This is a genomic window from Streptomyces sp. TAA040 (assembly GCF_000424845.1).
The window spans coordinates 95992-116367 of the sequence record NZ_AUKR01000015.1 but is presented as its reverse complement, the minus strand read 5'-3'; the positions used below and the strand labels follow the sequence as shown (position 1 = coordinate 116367).

Genomic DNA, 20376 nt, shown 5'->3' with positions numbered 1-20376 from the left:
CGATTGTGGTCAGGACTCCGTGGTGATCGGAACGGAGATCGAACTCCCCGTCGTGGGCGGGACCCTTCCTGATGTGGATTCCGGCGGCCGCGGTGAGGGGTACTGCTCGTCCACGGCGGCGGACACACCACCGCCCGGGCGGATGTGGCGTCCCGTCTGGTGAGCGAGTGCCACCCGATCGCCATCGACCTGCGTGCCATGGACAGAACCGGCTCGGCTCAGACGCACACCTCGTCGGCTGCGGGGGCAGGGCGGGCCGCCGGCCGATGACCGCGAGGAGATCCAGCTCCTCCTCGACTACGCCGACGATCAGGTAGACCGCGCTGCCGGACTCGGCCGCACGGGTGCGCTCGCCGCGTACCGGGATGCCACCGTGTTCACGGTCATGTACGGCTGGGGCTGCGATGCACGGAGACGTCGAAGCTGGATCTCGACGACTGGTACCGCAATCCGAAGGCGCCGGAGCCGGGCCGGTTCCGCCCACTCAGAACACCGCCGCCTCCTGGAAGCACACCGGCGGGCGGGGCAACGCCTACGCCTCCGATGTCGCCGGCCGCCCCCGACCCGCGACTCCCTGGACCCCGGAATCGCTGCGCCCCCGGAAGGCGCTGGCGCGGTTCGGTCGTGTCCTCACGGCTTGCCGTGCCGCTCAAGTAAGGCCGCCGCGTGCATGCCGCCCCCGGACCGCTGGTGCTCGCTCGCCGTCGCAAGCACGGCGGGGGCCTGCCCCATTCTCCAGGGGCGCGGACCGAAGCCAATTGTGCTCACTCGATCTGATGAGACCGACTGGAGATCCGTCACCCAACGCTTTAACCTGATCACCCTACGCGACACCGTCGCGCTCTCAGAGATCGGGTTTCCATGCAGTCTCGGCAGCATCCCCTTTTCCGGTTCACATCCCGGCTCGCTGTCTTCACGACCGCGCTCGGGCTCGCCATGTCGGCCACCGGGCCGGCCTTCTCCGTACCCAGCGCTCCGGGCCCGCCCTCGGCTCCACCGCTGAAGGGCGTCGAAACCGTGAAGACCACACGGACCGTCGCCGACTCTGAGCAGGTGAAGATCTTCTGCCCGGACGGGAAGGTCGCCATCAGCGGTGGCGCGGAAGCGACGGCCCCGGACTCCGTGTACGATTCCGTCGCCCTGGTCGGGAGCTTCGTGGAGCCCTACCGGGACACATCACTGTGGGTCGCCAATGCCCGGAACTTCTCAGGGCAGCCCAGCACAGTGACGATCTGGGCGATCTGCGCCTGGAAGCCCAGCGGCTACGAGGTCGTTCAGGCGCCCCTGAGCCAGGTGCCGGTGGACCAGCCGGTCACGGTGTCCTGCCCGGCGGGCAAGGTCGCGCTCGGCGGGGGCGGTGAGATCCAGGGCGACAGGAGCACTCTCACCAAGTCGTACCCTGCGGCCTTCAACTCGGCCAAGCAGCCCACCCAGTGGGTGGTGGCCGGCACGAAGTCCGTCCACAGCCCGGTCGGCGTCGTCGCCTCCGCGATGTGCGCCGACCCGATCACCGACGTGACCTGGTCGACGGGCAGGGCGACCTCGAACAGCCCGGCCGGAGGGTTCCTCGTGTGCCCGGACGGTCGGCAGGTCGTAGGCGGCGGTGCCGCAGCGAGCGGGCGCGAGGCCGCGCTGATCTCCTCGAAGCCCGGCTTCAAGAGTGAGGGCGCCCGCAGTGACGGCTGGTGGGCCCAGGCGGGCAGCTTCTACGAGCCGCTCACCGCGGACGTCTACGTGACGTGCGCCAGCCGGTAGCGGCCGCCGTGTACGAGGGCCCGCCACCCGGGCCCTCTGCTATGCCGCCGGACCTGGGGTGAGTCGAGCCGGTAGCCGGTCCACGGCGGCGCCTCCAGGGATTCGATGCGAGTCCAGCTGCCGCGGGCACCTCGGCGGGGTGATGCCGGGCGCGACCTGGCCGAGGTGCTGGAGGAACTGGATGCCGACCTGGCCCGCCAGGAGGCCGGCGTCCGGGAGCGCCGTCGCCGGCTCAGCACCCGGCTCGCCGAGCCGCCCGGGACGACCGGGCCTGTCTCACCCGCCCTCGCCGCGCTGCTGGTGCAGGCTCCCCGAACAGATGCCCCGAGCGCGGGCAAGGATCGTGAGCACCTCACGCCGGTGGACACCGGCCACACGGGTGGCCAGAGGATCTTCGCGCTGCCCGAAACACTGATCGCTGATCCCGCGGCTGTCGAACTGTACGAGCGCCTCGACGCCCTCGCCGAAGCCCCCGCCGACGATCCGCGGATCGCACCCCTGGCAGCCGACCTGTCGGCAGCCATCCCCGCGGAGTTGCTCGCGGGTGTCCGGGGGACGGAGTGGTCGTGACCGGATTCAAGGAAGCGTTGCTCGCCGAGTACACCACCGCGCAGGCGCAGGCCGTGGGCCGGCTTCTGGAGGCGTTCACGGAAAGGGGCCGGGGGTGAGCGGTCGGCCGAGGAACGTACGGGCGGCGCGGGTCGCGGTGACCGCCGGGCTACCGGGGAGCTGGCCCTGGCGACCTGACTGGTGGCCGGAGTCCGACCACCCGAATGGGCGCCGTTGGGCGCCGAGGCGCCGGTGGGCGCCGAGGCGCCGGTGGGCGCGGTGCTGCTGCTGGAAGCCCACGTACTGCGCTCGCTGTACGTCGGGGTGCCGTTAACGAGCAGCGAACCAAGTGACAAGTAACCCTCCAGTAGCTTTCAAGGCTTCGTCGCATCGGTCTTCTTCGGTTGGCGGGGGACGGTCTTGGTCTTGTCGAGGTGCCCGTACACCGTCGAGCGCGGCACGCTGAACATGTCGGCGATCTGCTGGACGGTCTTCCCCCGCTCGTCGTAGAGCCGTTGGGCAAGCGCGGAGCTTCCTTCGACCTCGCCGTACCGCCGGACGCCATCGCCTCGGTCCGGGTCGACCGGCGCCGTCCAGAAGGCAGCCTGATCGCCCGCCCCGAAGACGGGGTCCTCGATCTGGTCGTGGGCGGCCAAACCTCGGTGACCCGGGAGCTGAACCCTTCACCCGCCCGCTCGGCACAGCAGAGGAGGCCCATACCGTCCGTTTCCACGCCGACGACACGCACGCGCTGGTCAACGCGCTCCGGCAACCCGCCTGACCACGCGGATCGGTTCCGCCCGGCGGCCGAGTGCCCAGAGCACCCCTCAGCCTGGCCCCGGTGGGTGACGGCGAGCTCCGGTGCGGACGCCGGAGCGCGGGCCTGATCCGGACGTCGTGGGAACAGCTCGCGAGGCGGCAGGAGTACGCGTCCTCGACCCCGCGCGGGTACGGCTTCCCACGCGGACGGGGAGGACGGTCAACCCGTCACGTCGACTGGATCGGCAGGAAATCGGGGGACAGCGCACTCGCGCGGGCCGACGCACTCGTCATCCGGCGCAGATGGTGGCGGCGGCACAGGACCTCGTAGCCGACCTCCCCCGCCTGACGGTTGACGTCGCCCACGACGACCTGGGCACCCTCGACCACCATCTCCCCACCCACGGTACGGGCGTTGTGCGTCGCCCGGACGCCGCACCAACACAGAGCCTCGACCTGGAGAGCCTCGACGCGGTCGGCCAGCTCGATCAACCGCTGCGAGCCGGGAAACAACTTCGTGCGGAAGTCGGTGGTGATACCGAAGGCGAAGACGTCGAGCCCGAGATCGTCGACGACCCGCGCCAACTGGTCGATCTGCTCCGCCGCGAGGAACTGCGCCTCGTCGACGATCACGTAGTCGACCTTGCCACCCCTGGACAGCTGATCGACCAGATACCCGTACACATCCATCCCCTCGGTGGCCTCGACCGCGTCCGTGACCAGGCCCAACCGGGAGGACAGCTTCCCCTCGCCCTCCCGGTCGTCCCGCGTGAACATGACCCCCTGAAGCCCTCGGGCGGACCGGTTGTGCCCGATCTGGAGTGCCAAAGTGCTCTTTCCGCAGTCCATCGTTCCTGAGTAGAAGACCAACTCGGACATGCGGAAGTGCGGCCTCTCGGTCTCGGCGGTACGCGGGCGGTCCCCGCGGTGGGCGGATGGTGTCGGCAGTCTGGCAGAGCCGCCGTCAGCTTCGCACTTCGAGCAGCGGAACCAACTGTTCGGCCGGCGTCATCGAGCCGTGCATCCCGATCAGGCGGGACTCCTTGGGCTCCGTCCTGGAGGCCACCACGGCGGAGCGGCCGGTCATCGCGACGACCACGTCCCCGATCCGGCCCTGTACGCGCTGGTCGACCGCGGCGCCGGGCGGGCCGAACCAGCCCAGCTCGACGGCCTCCTCCCGGGTGGCGACCCAGGCGTGGTCGGCCAGCACCTCGCGCCACACGGCGTGCACGTCGCCGGCCGCACCCGGCACGGCGTACAGATGCCGGGCGCGGCCCTCACCACCGAGCACCGCGACACCGGCCCCCAACTCCCAGTCCTCGTCGAAGTCGAACCGCGACTCCTCGTCCGGCGGCACGTCCACCATGCCGTGATCGGCGGTCACGTACAGCACCGAGCGCGGAGGCAGTTGCTCCGCCAGGCGCTGGGCGAGCCGGTCCACCTCGATCAGTTGGCCGCGCCACTCGTCGGAGTCGACGCCATGCCGGTGCCCGTTGCCGTCCAGGTCCGCGTAGTAGGTGTAGACCAGACTCCGGTCGGTGGCGCCCAGCCGCTCGGCGGCCAGGTCCATCCGGTCCTCACCGGTGAGCCGGCCGAAGAACGTGCCGCCGGAGAGGGCGATCCGGGTGAGCGGGGTGTGCTCGAAGTGCGGGGCGGATACCTGGCAGCTCTGCACTCCCGCCGCGTGCGCCCGCTGGAAGACCGTGGGATAGGGCTGCCACACGTGCGGGTCGGTCCAGGGCTGCCAGCGGAGCTGGTTCATCAGCTCTCCGGTGGCCGGGTCGAGCACGGCGTACCCCGGAAGCCCGTGGGAGGCCGGCGGCAGCCCGGTGCCCACCGAGGCCAGCGAGGTGGCCGTGGTGGAGGGGAAACCGCAGGTGAGCGGGGTACCGCTGCCGTTCGCCGAGGTGGGCAGCAACGAAGTCAGGAAGGGGGCGAGCTCGGGGTGCTCCCCCAGGGCCTGCCAGCCCATCCCGTCGACCAGGAACACGCAGGCCCGGTCGGCGGGCTCCAACGCCAGCTTGGAGGCCAGGCCGGGCACACCCTGGCCGGCGGCGATCGAGGGCAGCAGGTCGGCCAGAGAGGCGTCGTCGTACCTGGGCAGCGGGGCACCGCGCGGGTCGAGCGGCTCCGGTTCGGGTACGAGCGGTCCGGAGGACGTGGGCTGTGCCATCAGCGGGAGGTCACCGTGGCCTCCGAAAGCGCCTGCGCGAAGGCGAGCGCCTGGCGCACGGTGTCGGGACCGTCTCCCGCCTCGCTGACCCGCAGCGAGAGGTCGTCGGCCGTGGTGGAACCCGTGTACCCGTGGTCCGCCTCGCAGTCGGGATCGCCGCAGTTGGCCGGCTCCAGGTCGATGCGGCTCACCGCTCCCCAGCCGATGGTCAGCACCACCTCGCGCGGCAGCGTGCCGGGAGTGTACGACTCCGGATTGGCCACCACCCGGCTGAGCACCACCGAGGAGATGCGCTCCAGCTTGACCGACTCCGTGGAGGTGGTCGCGGAGGGGACCGGCGAGGTGCCGTCGGCGGCCTGCTCGTCGGTATGACTGACGATGAACCGGGTGCCGGTGAGCACTAGCACGGTCACATGGCGGCGGACCTCGTTGGCGTCGAACGTCGTCTCCTGGTGGACGACGTAGGACGCGACCGGTTCGCCGCCGACGGCGGCCTCCACCGCCTCGGCCACCAGGGCCGGGTAGTAGCCGCTGCGCTCGATCGCCGAACGCAGCCCCTGCGTCGTGGTTCCGGTCTTCGCCATGCGGCCATCCTACGGTGGTCGGTGCCCCTCAGTACGCGGGCAGGCGGCGCGGCCCCAGGTCCGTGCTGACCGGCGGCGGCGCGAGCCGGACGGCGGCGCCCAGCACCGCCAGTCCGTGCGCCGCCACCACGACCGGCTCCAGTTCCACCGCGACCACCTCGGGGTGGTCGTCCAGCAGGAAGGACACCCGCAACAGCAGGTCCTCCAGCGCCGCGGTGTCCACCGGGCGGGACCCGCGCCAGCCGAACAGCATCGGCGCGCTCCGGATGCCCCGGACCAGGCCCGCCGCCTCCCGGTCGGTCAGCGGGATCAGCCGGTGGGAGAGGTCGCCGAGAAGTTCGGAAGGCGGTCCGGCCAGTCCGAAGGAGAGCACCGGTCCGATGAGCGGGTCGACGCTCGCCCGCACCACGGTGTCCACCCCGCGCGGGGCCATCGCCTGCACGACCGGGCGGAGCTCCTCGGGGCTTCCCAGGGCGGCGGCGAACTCGGCGTAGCCGCGCCGCAGCTCCGCGGGGCCCGCGAGGTCCAGCCGGACGCCTCCGAGGTCGGCGCGGTGCCGCAGGTGCGGGGCGGTGGTCTTCAGCGCGACCGGGTAGCCCAGCAGGTCCGCAGCGCGCACCGCCGTGTCGGCGTCGGGCGCGGGCGGGGCGGGGTGCAGGGCGATGCCGTAGTGGCCGAGCAGCGCCCCGGTGTCCGCGGCGGAGAGCGGGATGCTGCGGGCCGGCGGCGGTGCGTCGCCGCGTCCGGAGGCCGGGGACGGCGGTGGGCAGTGGGCGCGCAGGGCGGTTTCGAGCAGTTTCGCCGCGGGACCCTCCGCGACCTCGTGGTCGGGGACGCCGGACGGCTCCAGCGCGTCGGCGCGCCACTGCGCGTAGCGGACGGCCTCGGCCAGCGCCCGGACCGCACGTTCCGGCGCCGGGCAGGCGGGGATGCGGCGTTCGCTGAGTGCGGCGTCGAGCCCCTCGACCTCCAGGTGGGCGACGGCGATCGGCTTGCCGGTGCCTTCCGCGGCGGAACGCAGGGATTCCCCCAGCCGGGCGGCCCGCTCCCCCGCGGTGCCGCTGCCGTCGTCCACCGAGGGGATGACGGTCACGACGACCGCGTCGGTGCCCGGGTCGTCCAGCGCCGCCGCGAGGGCCCGGTGGTAGTCCTCGGCGGTCGCGGAGGAGGTCAGGTCGGTCACCGGGAGCGGCCGCAGCCCCTGGGACAGGCAGGCGTCGTAGCTGAGCAGCCCGAGCGACTCGGCGTTGCCGAGGATGCCGATCCGCGGGCCGGCCGGCAGCGGTTGGAAGGCAAGCTGGAGCCCGGTGTCGACCAGTTCGGTGACGGTGTCCACCAGCAGCACCCCGGCCTGCCGCAGCAGGGCCGCGACGGTGGCGTCCGGCGTGCGGCCCACCGGGACCGCGTGGCCCGGGGGCGGGGCGCTGCCGCTGTGCCGCGCCCCCTTCACGACCACCACCGGCTTGCGGACGGCGGTGCGCTTGACGAGCCGGGTGAACTTCCGCGGATTGCCGATCGACTCCAGGTACATCAGCGCGACGTCGGTGTCCTCGTCGTCGTCCCAGTACTGGAGGACGTCGTTGCCGGACACGTCGGCGCGGTTGCCCGCGGAGACGAAGGACGACAGCCCGGCGCCCCGCCGGTGCAGCCCGCCGAGCAGGGCGATGCCGATGGCGCCGGACTGGGTGAACAGCCCGATCCGCCCGCGGCGCGGTGTCTGCGGGGCCAGGGTCGCGTTGAGCCGGACCCCGGGGGCGGTGTTGATCAGCCCGAAAGCGTTCGGACCGATGATCCGCATGCCGTACGAGCGGGCCCGGCGCACGAGATCGCGCTGTGCGGCGCGGTCGAAGTCGGCGGAGAGGACCACCATCCCCTGCACCCCGTGCTCACCGCACTCGGTGACCACCGAGTCGACCTGGTCGGAGGGCACGGCCAGCACCACGAGGTCCACCGGCTCCGGGATGTCGCTCAGCCTGCGGTGGGCGGGCACCCCGGGCACCCCGTCCAGCGCGGTCGCCTCCGGTGGCAGGTGGTGGTTGACGGCGTGGACACGGCCGGTGTAGCCGGCCGCGCGCAGCGTCTCCAGTACCGCGCGGCCCGCGCCGCCGGGCCCGCGGCCGGCACCGACGACGGCAACCGACCGGGGTGCCAGCAGCCGCTGCACGGAGTGCGCCTCGGCGCGCTGCTCCCGGCCGCGCATCACGGCGACCGACTCGGCGGTGGGTTCGAGGTCGAGCGTGAGGTGCACGGAGCCGTCCTCGAAGCTGCGCCGCTGCGAGTAGCCCGCATCCGTGAATACCTTGATCATCTTGCTGTTGGCGGGCAGCACCTCGGCGTTGAAGCGGCGCACGCCGCGTTCGCGGGCGCAGGCCGCGATGTGCTCCAGCAGGGTGGAGGCGACACCGCGGCCCTGGTGGGCGTCCTGGACGAGGAAAGCGACCTCGGCGAGGTCGGCCGGTGCCGAGGCCGGCCGGCCGGTTCCGTCGATCCGGTCGTAGCGGACGGTGGCGATGAACTCGCCGCCCACCGTCGCGGCGAGGCCGACCCGATCGACGTAGTCGTGGTGGGTGAACCGGCGGACGTCCCGGTCGGACAGGCGCGGATAGGGCGCGAAGAAACGGTAGTACTTGGACTCGTCCGACACCTGCTCGTAGAAGCTGACGAGGTGGTCCGCGTCCGCGGCGGTGATCGGCCGAATCCGGGCCGTGCCGCCGTCGCGCAGCACCACGTCGGCTTCCCAGTGCGTCGGGTAGGCACGCTCCTCGGGCGTCTGCATGGGGCCAGCGTACGGCCGAAGGCCGCTTTCCGGGGGCACGGCGGCCGGGGAGGCGCCTCGCGGAACGGCGGCGGCGCAGGCCGTCGTCCCAGGAGGCGGACGGGGGGGTGCGACGGCGGGTCGGCGCGGGAGGACAGTGCCCGTACCGGACCGGTCGCCACCGCGTGCGAAACTGGTCTAGACAACTGTTCCGAAGGAAGGGCAACATCATGGCTGAGCGCCGCGTCTCCGTCGGTTGGACCGAGGGCCTGCACGCCCGTCCCGCCTCCATCTTCGTCCGCGCCGCGACCGCCGCCGGCATCCCCGTAACCGTCGCCAAGAGCGGCGGAGCGCCCGTCAACGCCGCATCGATGCTGGCCGTCCTCGGACTCGGCGCCGAGGGCGGCGAGGAGGTCGTCCTGGCGTCCGACGCCGAAGGCGCGGACGCGGCGCTGGGCCGGCTGGCGAAACTGGTCGCCGAGGGGCTCGAGGAACTGCCCGAGGCTGTCTGAAGAATTCTCCGGGCAGCACCGGGTGGAAACTCAGGTAAAGGTGGCGGATCGACGGATCTGCCGCCTTTCCCCTGCCCGCAGGTATTCGGGCAGGGGAGAATCACCCCGCAAAATTCTCCGCCCTTTGTATACACGGTGTGTTAAACGCGGCCGCGTTCGTTGTTTACAGCAGGTTTCGAACTCCTCACCGCCGCGGGGTGCCGCCGCCGGCGCACTGCCACCGGACGCTCCACGTGCGCCGCGGCGAGCGCGCGGGCCCGCTCCGGCTCCCGGCGGGCGATGGCGTCCACGAGCGCACCGTGCTCCTGCCAGACCGCCGTGGCCCCCACCGGCGGCTCAACCGCCGGGGCCGCGTACATCCAGGTGATCTTCCGGCGGAGCTGGGTCAGCAGCGCAGCCAGCGCCGGGCTCCCCGACGCCTGTGCGAGGGTCTCGTGGTACCAGTCCCCCAGCGCGTGCAGATCCGACAACTGCCCCTGCTCAGCGCGCTGTCGGCCGAGCCGCACCAGGCCCCGCAGCACCCTGACATGCGCCTCGGAACGGCGCTGCGCCGCACGGGCGGCGCCCAGCGGCTCCAACAGCGCACGAATGTCCAGCAGGTCGGCCGCCTCCTGCTCGGTGGGTTCGGCGACATGGGCGCCGACATGCCTGCGGGTGGTCACGAAGCCCTCCGACTCCAGCATCCGCAGCGCCTCGCGCACCGGCACACGGGACACCCCGTACCTGCGGGCGAGCTGCTCCTCGGTCAGCCGCGCGCCCGGCGGAAAAGCACCGGAGACGATGTCGTCCCGAACCGCTGTGCATACCGTGTGCGCCGCAATGCGCATGGCCCTACCTCCGGCGTAATCCCCGCGTTTCGAGATGTCGCTGAGTCGAACTCTATTCCACTCGGCGGGCTCTTTTGATGCCCGTCCCTGATCGGGTGGAAAACGCGCGGGCCGGCCGCGGGAGAACAGCACAGGACCCCCGGATGTCGCACCCGGGGGTCCTGTGTTCGTCCGCACCGGCCGTCGCACCGGCACGGACCGTTCAGCGGGGGACGGGACTCACAGCCCGACGCCCTTGCCTCGGAGGTAGGCCAGCGGATCGATGTCCGAGCCGTACGAGGGGCCGGTACGCGCCTCGAAGTGCAGGTGCGGTCCCGTCGAGTTGCCGGTGGAACCGACGCGGCCGATGCCCTGGGCGGCGTCGACCTGCTGGCCGGCCCGTACACCCATCGACGACAGGTGACCGTACTGGGTGTAGCCGCCGTCCCGGTGCCGGATCACGATGTTGTTCCCGTAGGCGCCGCCCCAGCCCGCCTCGACGACGGTGCCGGCACCGGTCGCGCGCACCGGGGTGCCGGACGCAGCGGCGAAGTCGATACCGCTGTGACTCCCGGAGGACCACCGGGAACCACCCGTGCGGTACTGCGTCGTGACCGGGGAACCGGTAACGGGAGCAACGAAGGCCGCGGCGCGCTTGGCACTGCGGGCCGCCTTCGTCGCGCCGGACCGGGAGCCGGCGGCCCGCTCGGCCGCCCGGTCCTTCTTCGCCTTCGCCTTCTTCGCGGCTCGGGCCTTCTTCGCCGCCTCGGCCTTCGCGGCTTCCGCCGCGCGGTGCTGGACATCGGCCTGGGCCGATACGCCCTGCACGGTCGCGTTGCCGAGGGCGATCGCCTGGCCGATCCCGGCCACACGCAACGCGCTGTCGGCCGCCGCCACCGGGGAGCCGGCGAAGACACCGGCCACCAGGCCGACGGTCAGGGTGCTCGCGCCGGCGATCCGGGCTCCGGTCCGCACGGCACGGCTGGGGCGCCGCCAGGAGGCGGCAGCATGCTTGAACGCCATGGCAGGCGTGCTCCTTTCCTTCCTTCACGCCTACCGGGTTAGCTGACGGGTTCGGAGCAGGAAGGTCTCCTACCGGCGCATTTCACTGGGAAGCGCCCGGATTCACCCCAAGGACTTCGGTGGGTCCCCGGCTCCCTCACGGGGACTCGGCGTTCGCTGCGCGTCGGCCGCGGCGCGGACACTTCTGACGGCAGCGCAACCGAAGCTAAACCGGACATCTCGCTGCTACCAAACCGATCTCGTCCTTTGTCGCCCATCCCACAGGAATCACACCCGCATATCATCCCAATACGGACAAAAATCGACCCCTGCTTGCCGGAAACCCGAAACAGGGGTCGACGCACGGCGGGCCGGGCGGCGGCGCAGCTACGTCCCGCCCGGCCCGACCGCGGACGGACGCGGGCCGGTGCGGCTACTGGCCGCCGACCACCCGGACCTCCCCGATGCCCAGCTCGCGCACCGGCTCGGCGATCTGCTCGGCGTCCCCGACCAGCACCGTGACCAGGCGGTCCACCGGGAAGGCGTTCACCGCGGCGGCCGTCGCCTCCACCGTGCCGGTCTCCGCGAGGCCGACGTACAGCCGGCCCTGGAAGTCGTCCGGCAGGTGCTGCTCGACCTGGTCGGCGAGGGTGTCCGCCACCGCGGCGGCGGTCTCGTACCGCAGCGGGGCGACGCCCACGAGGTTCTGCACGGCGACGTCCCGCTCCTCGTCCGTGAGGCCCTCCGCTGCGAGCGTCCGCAGCACCTGCCAGAGGTCGGCCAGCGCCGGCCCGGTGACGTCGGTGGCCACCGAGCCGCTGATCGCCAGCATGGCGGCGCCGGTGCCCTCCGGAGTGGAGCGCAGGACCTGGCTGAAGGCCCGCACCCCGTAGGTGTAGCCCTTGTCCTCACGCAGCACCCGGTCCAACCGGGAGGTGAGGGTCCCGCCGAGGCAGTAGGTGCCCAGCACCTGGGCCGGCCACACCCGATCGTGCCGATCGGCGCCGATCCGCCCGATGAGGATCTGGGTCTGCACCGAACCGGGACGGTCCACGACGACCACCCGGCCGGTGTCGTCCGCCGTGATCGGCGGGACCGGCCGGGGCTCGGCAGTGGAGCCGGTCCACGCCCCGAGCGTCTCCTCCAGCGCGGCGGCGAGGTCCACGCCGGTGAAGTCGCCGACGACCACCGCGGTGGCGGCGGCCGGGCGCACATGGGCCTCGTAGAAGGCCCGTACGGCCGCCGCGTCCACCCGGGCGACCGTGCCCTCGGTGCCCTGGCGCGGCCGGGACATCCGCGAGTCGGCCGGGAACAGCTCCCCGGAGAGGGCGATGGCCGCCCGGCGCGCCGGACTGGCCAGCTCGTGCGCGATCTCGTCCAGCCGGTTGCGCACCAGCCGGGCCACCTCGGCGTCGGGGAAGGCAGGCGCGCGCAGCGCGTCGGCCAGCAGCCCGAGCGCCTGCCGGAGGCGGGAAGCGGGGACCTCCAGTGAGACCCGCAGGCCCGGGTGGTCGGCGTGCGCGCCCCAGGTGGCGCCGCAGCGCTCCAGTTCGGCGGCGAAGTCCTCGGCACTGTGCTTGTCGGTGCCCTCGCTGAGAGCGCGAGCCATCAGTGTCGCGACGCCGTCGAGGCCGGCCGGCTCCGCTTCGAGCGGGGCGACCAGGTTGACCTCGACCGCGACGACCTGCTGGCCGGGGCGGTGGCAGGTGAGCACCGTCAGACCGTTGGCCAGGGCGCCGCGCTCGGGAGCCGGGAAGGCCCACGGCTTGGGCTCGCCACCGGTCGGCTGCGGGTGGAAGTCCATACCGGGCTCGGCGGGTGTGCTGGTGGTGGCGTCGCTCACTGCGGGGCCCCTTCGGCGGAGTCGGTGGTGTCGGCGGTCGCGGTGCTTGCCGGGCCGGCGGGGTTGTCGCCCTCCTGGGCGGAGGGGGTGGGAGCGTAGACGAGCACGGCCCGGTTGTCCCGGCGCAGCCGGGCCGCGGCCACGTCCTGCACCTCCTGCGCGGTGATCTCCAGGATCCGGCCGACCGCGGTCAGCGCGAGCTGCGGATCGGCGAAGAGTACGGCGTAGCGGCAGAGTTCGTCCGCGCGGCCGCTCGCCGTGGCCAACCGGTCGAGCCACTCGCGCTCCAACTGCGCCTGTGCCCGCTCCATTTCCTCCGGTGTGGGTCCCTCGGCCGCGAACCGCGCGAGTTCCTCCTCCACTGCGGCCTCGATGTCCTCGATCGCGGCCTCGCCCGAGGTCTTGGCGTCGAGCCAGCCGAGCGAGGGCGCGCCGGCCAGCCGCAGCAGCCCGAATCCGGCAGTCACCGCGAGGCCGTCGCGGCGCACCAGCCGGTTGTACAGCCGGGACGACTCCCCGCCGCCCAGCACCGTCAACGCGAGATCTGCGGCGTCCGCCTCGCGGGTGCCGTCCTGCGGCAGCCGGTAGGCGGCCATCAGCGCCGGGGCGGGGACGTCCTCCTCGACCGTCTCGCGCAGCTCCTCGCCGAGGGTGTCCGGAAGCGTGCCGTCCCGCGGCGGCTGCTTGCCGTCGTGGCCGGGGATGGAGCCGAAGTACCGCTCCACCCAGGTCAGGGTCTGCTGCGGGTCGATGTCGCCGACCACCGAGAGCACCGCGTTGTTCGGGGCGTAGTAGGTGCGGAAGAACTGCTGGGCGTCGGTGAGCGAGGCGGCGTCCAGGTCCGCCATCGATCCGATCGGGGTGTGGTGGTACGGGTGCCCCTCGGGGAAGGCCATCGCGGTGAGCTTCTCGAAGGCGGTGCCGTAGGGCACGTTGTCGTAGCGCTGCCGGCGCTCGTTCTTGACGACGTCCCGCTGGTTCTCCATGGACTCCTCGTCCAGGGCCGTGAGCAGCGAGCCCATCCTGTCGGCCTCCAGCCACAGGGCGAGTTCCAACTGGTGCGCGGGCATCGTCTCGAAGTAGTTGGTGCGCTCGAAGCTGGTGGTGCCGTTCAGCGAACCACCGGCGCCCTGCACCAGTTCGAAATGGCCGTTCCCCGCCACCTGGGCCGAGCCCTGGAACATCAGGTGCTCGAAGAGGTGGGCGAGGCCGGTGCGGCCCGCCACCTCGTGGCGGGAACCGACGTCGTACCAGAGGCAGACCGCGGCGACGGGGGTCTGGTGGTCCTCCGAGAGCACCACGCGCAGGCCGTTGGCCAGCCGGTGTTCGGTGGCGCTCAGCCCTCCTGTGGCGGGCGGGGGCGTGGCCGTGTGACCCATGGGCGAGGAGTCCCTTCGGTTGTCGGACGGTGGGGTGAGCCGTTGTCCGCTCACTCTATGCAAGCGCGCGGAGCATCCGCGAAGTTCCCGTACCGTTCGGGGCGGGGGCACGGCTGTCGGAGGCCGGGTCCACAATGGTCGGCGTCCGACCGCTCATCCCTTCCGCACGTCACCGAAGGAGCCACAGCAGCGATGGCCCGCCGCAGCACGAAGACCCCGCCGCCGGACGATTTCGAGGAGCGCATCCTCGACATCGACGTCGTCGACGAGATGCAGGGGTCGTTCCTGGAGTACGCATACTCGGTCATCTACTCCCGTGCGCTCCCTGACGCCCGAGACGGGATGAAGCCGGTACACCGCCGGATCCTGTACCAGATGCACGAGATGGGTCTCCGCCCGGAGCGCCCGTACGTCAAGTGCGCCCGGGTGGTGGGCGAGGTGATGGGAAAGCTGCACCCACACGGGGACAGCGCCATCTACGACGCCCTCGTCCGCATGGCCCAGCCGTTCTCCATGCGCCTGCCGCTGGTCGACGGCCACGGCAACTTCGGCTCACTCGGCAACGACGACCCGCCCGCCGCGATGCGGTACACCGAGTGCCGCACGGCACCTGCTGCCGGGCTGATGGTCGAGTCGATCGACGAGGACACCGTCGACTTCACCTCCAACTACGACGGCAGCGAGCAGGAGCCCTCCACGCTGCCGGCCGCGTACCCCAACCTCCTGGTGAACGGCGCCTCGGGCATCGCCGTCGGCATGGCCACCAACATGCCGCCGCACAACCTCGGCGAGGTCATCGCCGCGGCCCGGCACCTGATCAAGCACCCGAACGCCGACCTCGAGACGCTGATGCGGTTCGTGCCGGGCCCCGACCTTCCCACCGGCGGCCAGGTGGTGGGGCTGGACGGCGTGAAGGACGCGTACACGAAGGGGCGCGGCAGCTTCAAGATCCGCGCCACTGTGGCCGTCGAACAGGTCACCCCGCGGCGCAAGGGCCTGGTCGTGACCGAGCTGCCCTTCACCGTCGGCCCGGAGAAGGTGATCTCGAAGGTCAAGGACCTGGTCAACGCGAAGAAGCTCCAGGGCATCGCGGACGTCAAGGACCTCACCGACCGGCAGCACGGCCTGCGCCTGGTCATCGAGATCAAGAACGGATTCCACCCGGAAGCGGTACTTGAGCAGCTCTACAAGTTGACGCCGATGGAGGAGTCGTTCGGCATCAACAACGTGGCTCTGGTGGACGGCCAGCCGCTCACCCTGGGGCTGCGCGAGCTGCTCCAGGTGTACGTCGACCACCGCTTCGAGGTCGTCCGGCGGCGCAGCGACTTCCGCCGGAACAAGCGCCGGGACCGGCTGCACCTCGTCGAGGGGCTGCTCGTGGCCCTCGTCGACATCGACGAGGTCATCCGGCTCATCCGGTCCAGCGAGAACGCCGCGGAGGCCAAGGCCGCGCTGATCGAGCGCTTCGCCCTCTCCGACGTCCAGACCCAGTACATCCTGGACACCCCGCTGCGACGGCTCACCCGGTTCGACCGGCTGGATCTTGAGTCCGAGCGGGACCGGCTCAAGGAGGAGATCACCGAGCTGACCCGAATCCTGGAGTCGGACGCGGAACTGCGCAAGCTCGTCTCCGCCGAACTCGCCTCCGTGGCGAAGAAGTACGGCACGGAGCGGCGCACGGTGCTGCTCCAGTCGGCGGGTTCGGTCGTGGCCACCGTCCCGCTGGAGATGCCCGACGACCCCTGCCGGGTGCTGCTGTCCGCCACCGGCCTGCTCGCCCGCACCGCGGTCGACGAACCGGTGCTGGACGAGTCCGCCGGCCGGGTCAAGCACGACGTGGTGGTCTCGGCGGTGCCTGCCACGAGCCGCGGCGAGGTCGGCGCGGTGACCTCCGCGGGACGGCTGCTGCGGCTCCCGGTCGTCGACCTCCCGCAACTGCCGCGGACCGCGTCCGCGCCGAACCTGTCCGGCGGAGCGGAACTCTCCGAGTTCCTCACCCTCGACGAGGGCGAGTCGCTCGTCTGCCTCACCACCCTCGACGAGTCCTCACCGGGCCTGGCCCTCGGCACCCGGCAGGGCGTGGTGAAGCGGGTGGTGCCGGACTACCCCGGCAACAAGGAGGAGCTGGAGGTCATCACCCTCAAGGAGGGCGACCGGATCGTCGGCGCGGTCGAGCTGCGCACCGGTGACGAGGACCTGGTCTTCGTGACCGACGAGGCCCAACTGCTGCGCTTCCCCGCGGGCCAGGTCCGGCCGCAGGGCCGGGCGGCCGGCGGCATGGCGGGCATCAAACTCGGCGGCGAGGCGCGGGTGATCGCCTTCGGTGCGATCGCCCCGGGCGCCGAGGCGGCGGTCTTCACCGTCGCCGGCTCCCGGAGCGGGCCGGGCCAGGGCACCCTCGACGCCTCGTTCGGCACCGCGAAGCTCACCCCGTTCGACCAGTACCCCCGCAAGGGCCGGGCCACCGGCGGCGTGCGCTGCCAGCGGTTCCTGAAGGGCGAGGACACCCTGATCCTGGCCTGGGCCGGGCCGACCCCCGCCAGGGCCGCCGCCGCCGACGGCACGCCGGTCGAGCTCCTTGAGGCGGACCCGCGCCGGGACGGCTCGGGCCTGCCGCTCACCGCACCGATCGCGGTGGTCGCCGGTCCCGTCTGAGGCACGGGCACGCCGTTCGGGCGAAGCCCCACCCGCGGCCTCCGGCCGCGTCCCTCGGGGCGCGGCCGGAGGCCGTCGCGTCGGTGCGGGGGCGGGCTCCGGTCAGTACGGGCCGGTCCCGGGGCCCTCCCCCGCCGGCGGCTCCTCGGCGAACGGCGGCATCTCCCCGTCCTCCTCCGGGCCGGGCAGCGGCTCGGAGGCCGGGCCATCGACGTAACGGAGCACGCCCCAGAGGCTGCTCGGACCGGTCTCGTCCGGCCCGGGGCCCTCGCAGGCGGCGAGCCGCTCGCGAAGCGCGTCCCCGTCCAGTTCCGTGCCGATCAGCACCAGCCGGGTCAGCCGCTCCTCCCCGGCTTGCCAGGGCTCGGGGTCGAACCGCAGGAAGCGCCCCACCGCGTGCAGCGTCCACTTCCGGTCGAGGCCGGCACCGCCGAGGTGGACGGAGCCCTTGATCCGGTAGAGGCCTGCCGTCCCGGCGTCGAGGAACTCCAGGAAACGGCGCGGTCCGAGCGGTACGGCGCTGGTGAACTCCACGCTGCGGTAGGCCGCGTGCAGGTGGGCCGTGTGGTCGTCCTCGTCCGGCGGCGCACACAGGTCCTCGAAGGAGAGCTGGCGGTCGGCCGCCTCCCGGTCCGCCGCGGCGTCCCGGTCGAAGAGCAGTGCGGGATCGATGCGGCCGTGCTCCGCGGTGACGACAGGTGCGGCACCGGTCAGCGCGTCCAGGGTGGCCAGCAGCTCCGCACGGCGCTCGCCGGTGATCCGGTCGGTCTTGTTCAGCACCACGAGGTCCGCCGCCCGGACGTGCCGGGTGAGCTCGGGGTGCCGGGCGGCCGTCGCCTCGAACTCGACGGCGTCCACCACGTCGAGCAGGCCACCGTAGCGGATGCGGGGGTCCGAGGCGGCCAGCACCATCCGGATCAGCGTGGCGGGCTCGGCCAGGCCGCTGGCCTCGACGACGATCAGGTCGAGGCCGAGGGAGGGGTCGGCCAGCTTGCCGAGAACGGCGTCCAGGTCCTCGGTGTCCACGGCGCAGCACAGGCAGCCGTCGCCGAGTGAGACCATGGAGTCCACCTGCCCGGAGACCGCCATCGCGTCGACCTCGATGCTCCCGAAGTCGTTGACCAGCGCTCCGATCCGGACGCCCCGGCGGTTTCTGAGCAGATGGTTGAGCAGGGTGGTCTTGCCCGAACCGAGAAAGCCGGCGATGACGACGACCGGAATCCGCTGCGCGTCCAATGGTCTGCCTTTCGAAGGTGCGGGACGTCTCACGACCGCCCTCGCGGCCGTCTCACCTGCGGGTGAGCAGAGGCACGATCCCATCCCGCACCCCCGCCGCGCGAGCGGGTGCGCTCCGCGGCCCGCCCGTCAGACGGCGCCCGCCCCGGTGAGGGCGCGCACCTCGGACTCCGCGTGCCGGGCCGGGTCCGAGCGCTCCTCGTCCGTCGCCGTGCCCAGCCACCCGGCAAGGAACCCGAGCGGGATGGAGACCAGGCCCGGATTCTGCAGCGGGAACACGGCGAAGTCCCACTGCGGCAGGAGCGAGGCGGCGCTGCCCGACACCACGGGGGACAGCAGCACCAGCAGCAGGGCCGGCCCCAGACCTCCGTAGATCGACCAGAGCGCTCCGCGGGTGGTGAACCGGCGCCAGAAGAGCGTGTACAGCAGCACCGGGAGGTTGGCCGAGGCGGCGACGGCGAAGGCCAGACCGACGAGGGAGGCGACGTTGAGGTTCTGCGCGAGCAGCCCCAGCCCGATGGCGAGGGCACCGATGGCCACCGCGGCGGCCCTGGCCACCGCGACCTCGCTCCTGGCGTCCCTGCCCGCACGCCGCAGCGGGGCGTACAGGTCGTGGGCGATGGCGGCCGAGGAGGCGAGGGTGATGCCGGCGACGACGGCGAGGATGGTGGCGAAGGCGATGGCCGCCACCACAGCGAACAGCACCGTGCCGCCGGTCGTCCCCGCTCCTCCCCCGAGGAAGCGGGCCAGCAGCGGCACGGCGGTGTTCCCCGCCGCGTTGTCCGCCCGTACCGTGTCCGGCCCCAGCAGAGCCGCGGCGCCGAAGCCGAGGACGATGGTCATCAGGTAGAAGCTCCCGATCAGCCCGATCGCCCAGATCACCGAGCGGCGGGCCGCCCGGGCGGTGGGAACGGTGTAGAAGCGGGTCAGGATGTGCGGCAGCCCGGCCGTCCCCAGGACCAGCGCGATGCCGAGGCTGATGAAGTCCAGCCGGGAGAGCAGGTTTTCGCCGAACAGAAGACCGGGGGCCAGGAAGTCCGCCCCCTGTCCGCTGCCGGCCGCGGCCGCGGCCAGCAGGGCGTCCGGGTCGCCGCCGAAGCGCGCCAGCACCAGCACCGTGAGCGCGATGGCCCCGCCCATGAGCAGGACGGCCTTCACGATCTGGATCCAGGTGGTGCCGCGCATCCCGCCGAACGACACGTAGACGACCATCAGGGCGCCGACGCCGACAACCGTCCAGGTCCGCACCGAGGAACCCGAGTCGCCCAGCAGCAGCGCGACCAGCGTGCCGGCACCGACCATCTGGGCGACCAGGTAGAGCACCGAGACGATCACCGAGGCCGAACCGGAGGCGATCCGGACGGGCCGCTCCCGCAGCCGCGCCACCAGCACGTCGGCCAGGGTGAAGCGCCCGCAGTTGCGGACCAGTTCGGCCACCAGCAGCAGGACGAGCAGCCAGGCGACGAGAAAGCCGACCGAGTACACCATGCCGTCGTAGCCGTAGAGCGCGATCAGCCCGGAAATGCCGAGGAAGGAGGCGGCCGACATGTAGTCGCCGGAGATGGCGAAGCCGTTCTCCATCGGGGAGAAGAGCCGGCCGCCCGCGTAGAACTCCTCCGGCGAACCCTGCCGCCGCCGGCTCGCCCAGGTGGTGATGGCGAGGGTCAGGGCGACGAACGCGCTGAACAGCAGGAGCGCGAGCGACTGGTGACCCAGGGTCATCGCCCGGCCTCCCGGGTGCGGAGCTGGGTCTCCCAGCGTAGATCGAGTGCTGCTGCGTCCCGTCGCCGGGCGGCGTTCCAGGCGTACGCGGCGGTGAGCAGGCCGGTGGTGGCGAACTGGCCGAGCCCGGCCAGCATGCCGATGTTGACCGCGCCGTCCCCGACGGGCCGGGCCATCAGCCCGGGCGCCGCGGTGGCCGCGACGACGTAGGCGAGGTACCAGGCGAGGAAGGCGGCAGCCGCCGGGAAGACGAACCGCCGGTGCCGGCGCCGCACCTCCTCGAAGGCGCCGCTGCGGTGCACGGCCAGGTACACGGCGTCCTGGGTCCACTGCGGCGGGGGCGCGTCCACCGCCTGCGCAGGAGCGTTACTGCGCGACCGCGCCGCGCCGTCCGCCCAGGCGGGCCGAGGGGCACCGCCGTTCCGGTCGGAAGGCTCCTGTTCGTGCCAGGGGTCCTCGTACCGGAGCGCGCCGCGGTCGCCGGAACCGTCGTGCTGTGTCACCCGAAATCTCCTCGCTCCACGACCGCGTGTGCCGAAGTGGCCCACGGCCGGATTCCAAGGATGACCAGGGGCGAGGACCGCCGGAGCGGGCTTTCGGCGGTCTTCACCCCTTCAGGTGACGAAACGGACGGCTCCCGTCGGCT

Annotated in this window: 17 protein-coding genes and 1 riboswitch; of the genes, 5 read left to right on the top strand and 12 right to left on the bottom strand. The window is 72.4% G+C overall.

Annotation, left to right across the window (positions count from 1 at the left end; translation table 11 throughout):
- The first annotated feature begins 1017 nt into the window (after nt 1-1017).
- The 3 genes from H300_RS29330 (at nt 1018) to H300_RS31525 (ending at nt 2664) form a co-directional block, all read left to right on the top strand.
- The gene (locus H300_RS29330) at nt 1018-1755 is read left to right on the top strand and encodes a hypothetical protein (RefSeq protein ID WP_158678371.1); all 738 of its coding nucleotides are present in this window, start codon (nt 1018-1020) and stop codon (nt 1753-1755) included.
- Nucleotides 1756-1860: 105 nt separating this feature from the next.
- The gene (locus H300_RS27045; RefSeq protein ID WP_486583877.1) at nt 1861-2325 is read left to right on the top strand and encodes a hypothetical protein; all 465 of its coding nucleotides are present in this window, start codon (nt 1861-1863) and stop codon (nt 2323-2325) included.
- A 180-nt stretch (nt 2326-2505) separates the two neighbouring features.
- Nucleotides 2506-2664 (top strand): hypothetical protein, encoded by a 159-nt coding sequence (locus H300_RS31525; RefSeq protein ID WP_158678370.1) that lies wholly within the window; start codon nt 2506-2508, stop codon nt 2662-2664.
- 14 nt (nt 2665-2678) lie between these two features.
- On the opposite strand, the gene H300_RS32450 is transcribed toward H300_RS31525, so the two are convergent.
- The 5 genes from H300_RS32450 to H300_RS0115170 all read right to left on the bottom strand — a co-directional run bounded on the left by H300_RS32450 (nt 2679) and on the right by H300_RS0115170 (nt 8596).
- Nucleotides 2679-2960 (bottom strand): helix-turn-helix domain-containing protein, encoded by a 282-nt coding sequence (locus H300_RS32450; RefSeq protein ID WP_028428121.1) that lies wholly within the window; start codon nt 2958-2960, stop codon nt 2679-2681.
- 331 nt (nt 2961-3291) lie between these two features.
- Nucleotides 3292-3942, bottom strand: coding sequence for a thymidine kinase (locus H300_RS0115185; RefSeq protein ID WP_028428120.1), 651 nt, complete (start codon nt 3940-3942; stop codon nt 3292-3294).
- An 85-nt stretch (nt 3943-4027) separates the two neighbouring features.
- Nucleotides 4028-5236: an alkaline phosphatase family protein gene (locus H300_RS0115180; RefSeq protein WP_028428119.1), complete on the bottom strand. Its 1209-nt coding sequence runs from the start codon at nt 5234-5236 to the stop codon at nt 4028-4030.
- Nucleotides 5236-5820, bottom strand: coding sequence for a DUF5998 family protein (locus H300_RS0115175; protein WP_028428118.1), 585 nt, complete (start codon nt 5818-5820; stop codon nt 5236-5238). Before H300_RS0115175 ends, H300_RS0115180 begins: the two co-directional genes overlap by 1 nt.
- A 28-nt stretch (nt 5821-5848) precedes the next feature.
- Nucleotides 5849-8596 (bottom strand): GNAT family N-acetyltransferase, encoded by a 2748-nt coding sequence (locus H300_RS0115170; RefSeq protein WP_028428117.1) that lies wholly within the window; start codon nt 8594-8596, stop codon nt 5849-5851.
- Between the two features lie 209 nt (nt 8597-8805).
- Between H300_RS0115170 and H300_RS0115165 the strand changes: the two genes are divergently transcribed.
- A complete protein-coding gene (locus H300_RS0115165; protein ID WP_028428116.1) occupies nt 8806-9087 on the top strand; it encodes an HPr family phosphocarrier protein in 282 nt (93 codons plus the stop codon).
- Between the two features lie 140 nt (nt 9088-9227).
- Here the strand turns inward: H300_RS0115165 and H300_RS0115160 are convergent, their stop codons facing one another.
- The 4 genes from H300_RS0115160 to H300_RS27040 all read right to left on the bottom strand — a co-directional run bounded on the left by H300_RS0115160 (nt 9228) and on the right by H300_RS27040 (nt 14117).
- The gene (locus tag H300_RS0115160) at nt 9228-9914 is read right to left on the bottom strand and encodes a GntR family transcriptional regulator (RefSeq protein ID WP_028428115.1); all 687 of its coding nucleotides are present in this window, start codon (nt 9912-9914) and stop codon (nt 9228-9230) included.
- A 219-nt stretch (nt 9915-10133) separates the two neighbouring features.
- Nucleotides 10134-10916, bottom strand: coding sequence for a M23 family metallopeptidase (locus H300_RS0115155; protein WP_028428114.1), 783 nt, complete (start codon nt 10914-10916; stop codon nt 10134-10136).
- A 12-nt stretch (nt 10917-10928) separates the two neighbouring features.
- Nucleotides 10929-11078, bottom strand: a riboswitch (cyclic di-AMP (ydaO/yuaA leader).
- Between the two features lie 250 nt (nt 11079-11328).
- Entirely contained in the window at nt 11329-12699 is a 1371-nt protein-coding gene (locus H300_RS0115150; protein ID WP_037980509.1) for a M16 family metallopeptidase, read from the bottom strand.
- Between the two features lie 35 nt (nt 12700-12734).
- Complete coding sequence (locus H300_RS27040) at nt 12735-14117, bottom strand: M16 family metallopeptidase (RefSeq protein WP_037980467.1); 1383 nt, start codon at nt 14115-14117, stop codon at nt 12735-12737.
- A gap of 192 nt (nt 14118-14309) precedes the next feature.
- On the opposite strand from H300_RS27040, the gene H300_RS0115140 reads away from it, so the two are divergent.
- Nucleotides 14310-16772, top strand: coding sequence for a DNA topoisomerase IV subunit A (locus tag H300_RS0115140; RefSeq protein WP_028428112.1), 2463 nt, complete (start codon nt 14310-14312; stop codon nt 16770-16772).
- A gap of 102 nt (nt 16773-16874) precedes the next feature.
- Here H300_RS0115140 and H300_RS0115135 read toward each other — a convergent pair whose 3' ends face one another.
- From H300_RS0115135 to H300_RS0115125, 3 genes are all read right to left on the bottom strand, one after another.
- On the bottom strand, nt 16875-18008 hold the full coding sequence (locus H300_RS0115135; protein WP_028428111.1) for a CobW family GTP-binding protein: 1134 nt from the start codon (nt 18006-18008) through the stop codon (nt 16875-16877).
- Nucleotides 18009-18137: 129 nt separating this feature from the next.
- Nucleotides 18138-19730, bottom strand: a complete 1593-nt coding sequence (locus H300_RS0115130) for a sodium/solute symporter (RefSeq protein ID WP_028428110.1) — start codon at nt 19728-19730, stop codon at nt 18138-18140.
- Nucleotides 19727-20233, bottom strand: a complete 507-nt coding sequence (locus H300_RS0115125; RefSeq protein WP_028428109.1) for a DUF485 domain-containing protein — start codon at nt 20231-20233, stop codon at nt 19727-19729. Before H300_RS0115125 ends, H300_RS0115130 begins: the two co-directional genes overlap by 4 nt.
- Nucleotides 20234-20376: the final 143 nt, after the last annotated feature.

Excerpts from the sequence above, each read along its gene's own strand:
- H300_RS0115175 (WP_028428118.1), bottom strand. The coding sequence starts at position 5,820 with ATGGCGAAGACCGGAACCACGACGCAGGGGCTGCGTTCGGCGATCGAG.
- H300_RS0115185 (WP_028428120.1), bottom strand. The coding sequence starts at position 3,942 with ATGTCCGAGTTGGTCTTCTACTCAGGAACGATGGACTGCGGAAAGAGC.
- H300_RS27040 (WP_037980467.1), bottom strand. The coding sequence starts at position 14,117 with ATGGGTCACACGGCCACGCCCCCGCCCGCCACAGGAGGGCTGAGCGCC.
- H300_RS0115165 (WP_028428116.1), top strand. The coding sequence starts at position 8,806 with ATGGCTGAGCGCCGCGTCTCCGTCGGTTGGACCGAGGGCCTGCACGCC.
- H300_RS0115130 (WP_028428110.1), bottom strand. The coding sequence starts at position 19,730 with ATGACCCTGGGTCACCAGTCGCTCGCGCTCCTGCTGTTCAGCGCGTTC.
- H300_RS0115160 (WP_028428115.1), bottom strand. The coding sequence starts at position 9,914 with ATGCGCATTGCGGCGCACACGGTATGCACAGCGGTTCGGGACGACATC.
- H300_RS0115170 (WP_028428117.1), bottom strand. The coding sequence starts at position 8,596 with ATGCAGACGCCCGAGGAGCGTGCCTACCCGACGCACTGGGAAGCCGAC.
- H300_RS0115140 (WP_028428112.1), top strand. The coding sequence starts at position 14,310 with ATGGCCCGCCGCAGCACGAAGACCCCGCCGCCGGACGATTTCGAGGAG.
- H300_RS0115180 (WP_028428119.1), bottom strand. The coding sequence starts at position 5,236 with ATGGCACAGCCCACGTCCTCCGGACCGCTCGTACCCGAACCGGAGCCG.
- H300_RS0115155 (WP_028428114.1), bottom strand. The coding sequence starts at position 10,916 with ATGGCGTTCAAGCATGCTGCCGCCTCCTGGCGGCGCCCCAGCCGTGCC.
- H300_RS27045 (WP_486583877.1), top strand. The coding sequence starts at position 1,861 with ATGCGAGTCCAGCTGCCGCGGGCACCTCGGCGGGGTGATGCCGGGCGC.
- H300_RS0115150 (WP_037980509.1), bottom strand. The coding sequence starts at position 12,699 with ATGGACTTCCACCCGCAGCCGACCGGTGGCGAGCCCAAGCCGTGGGCC.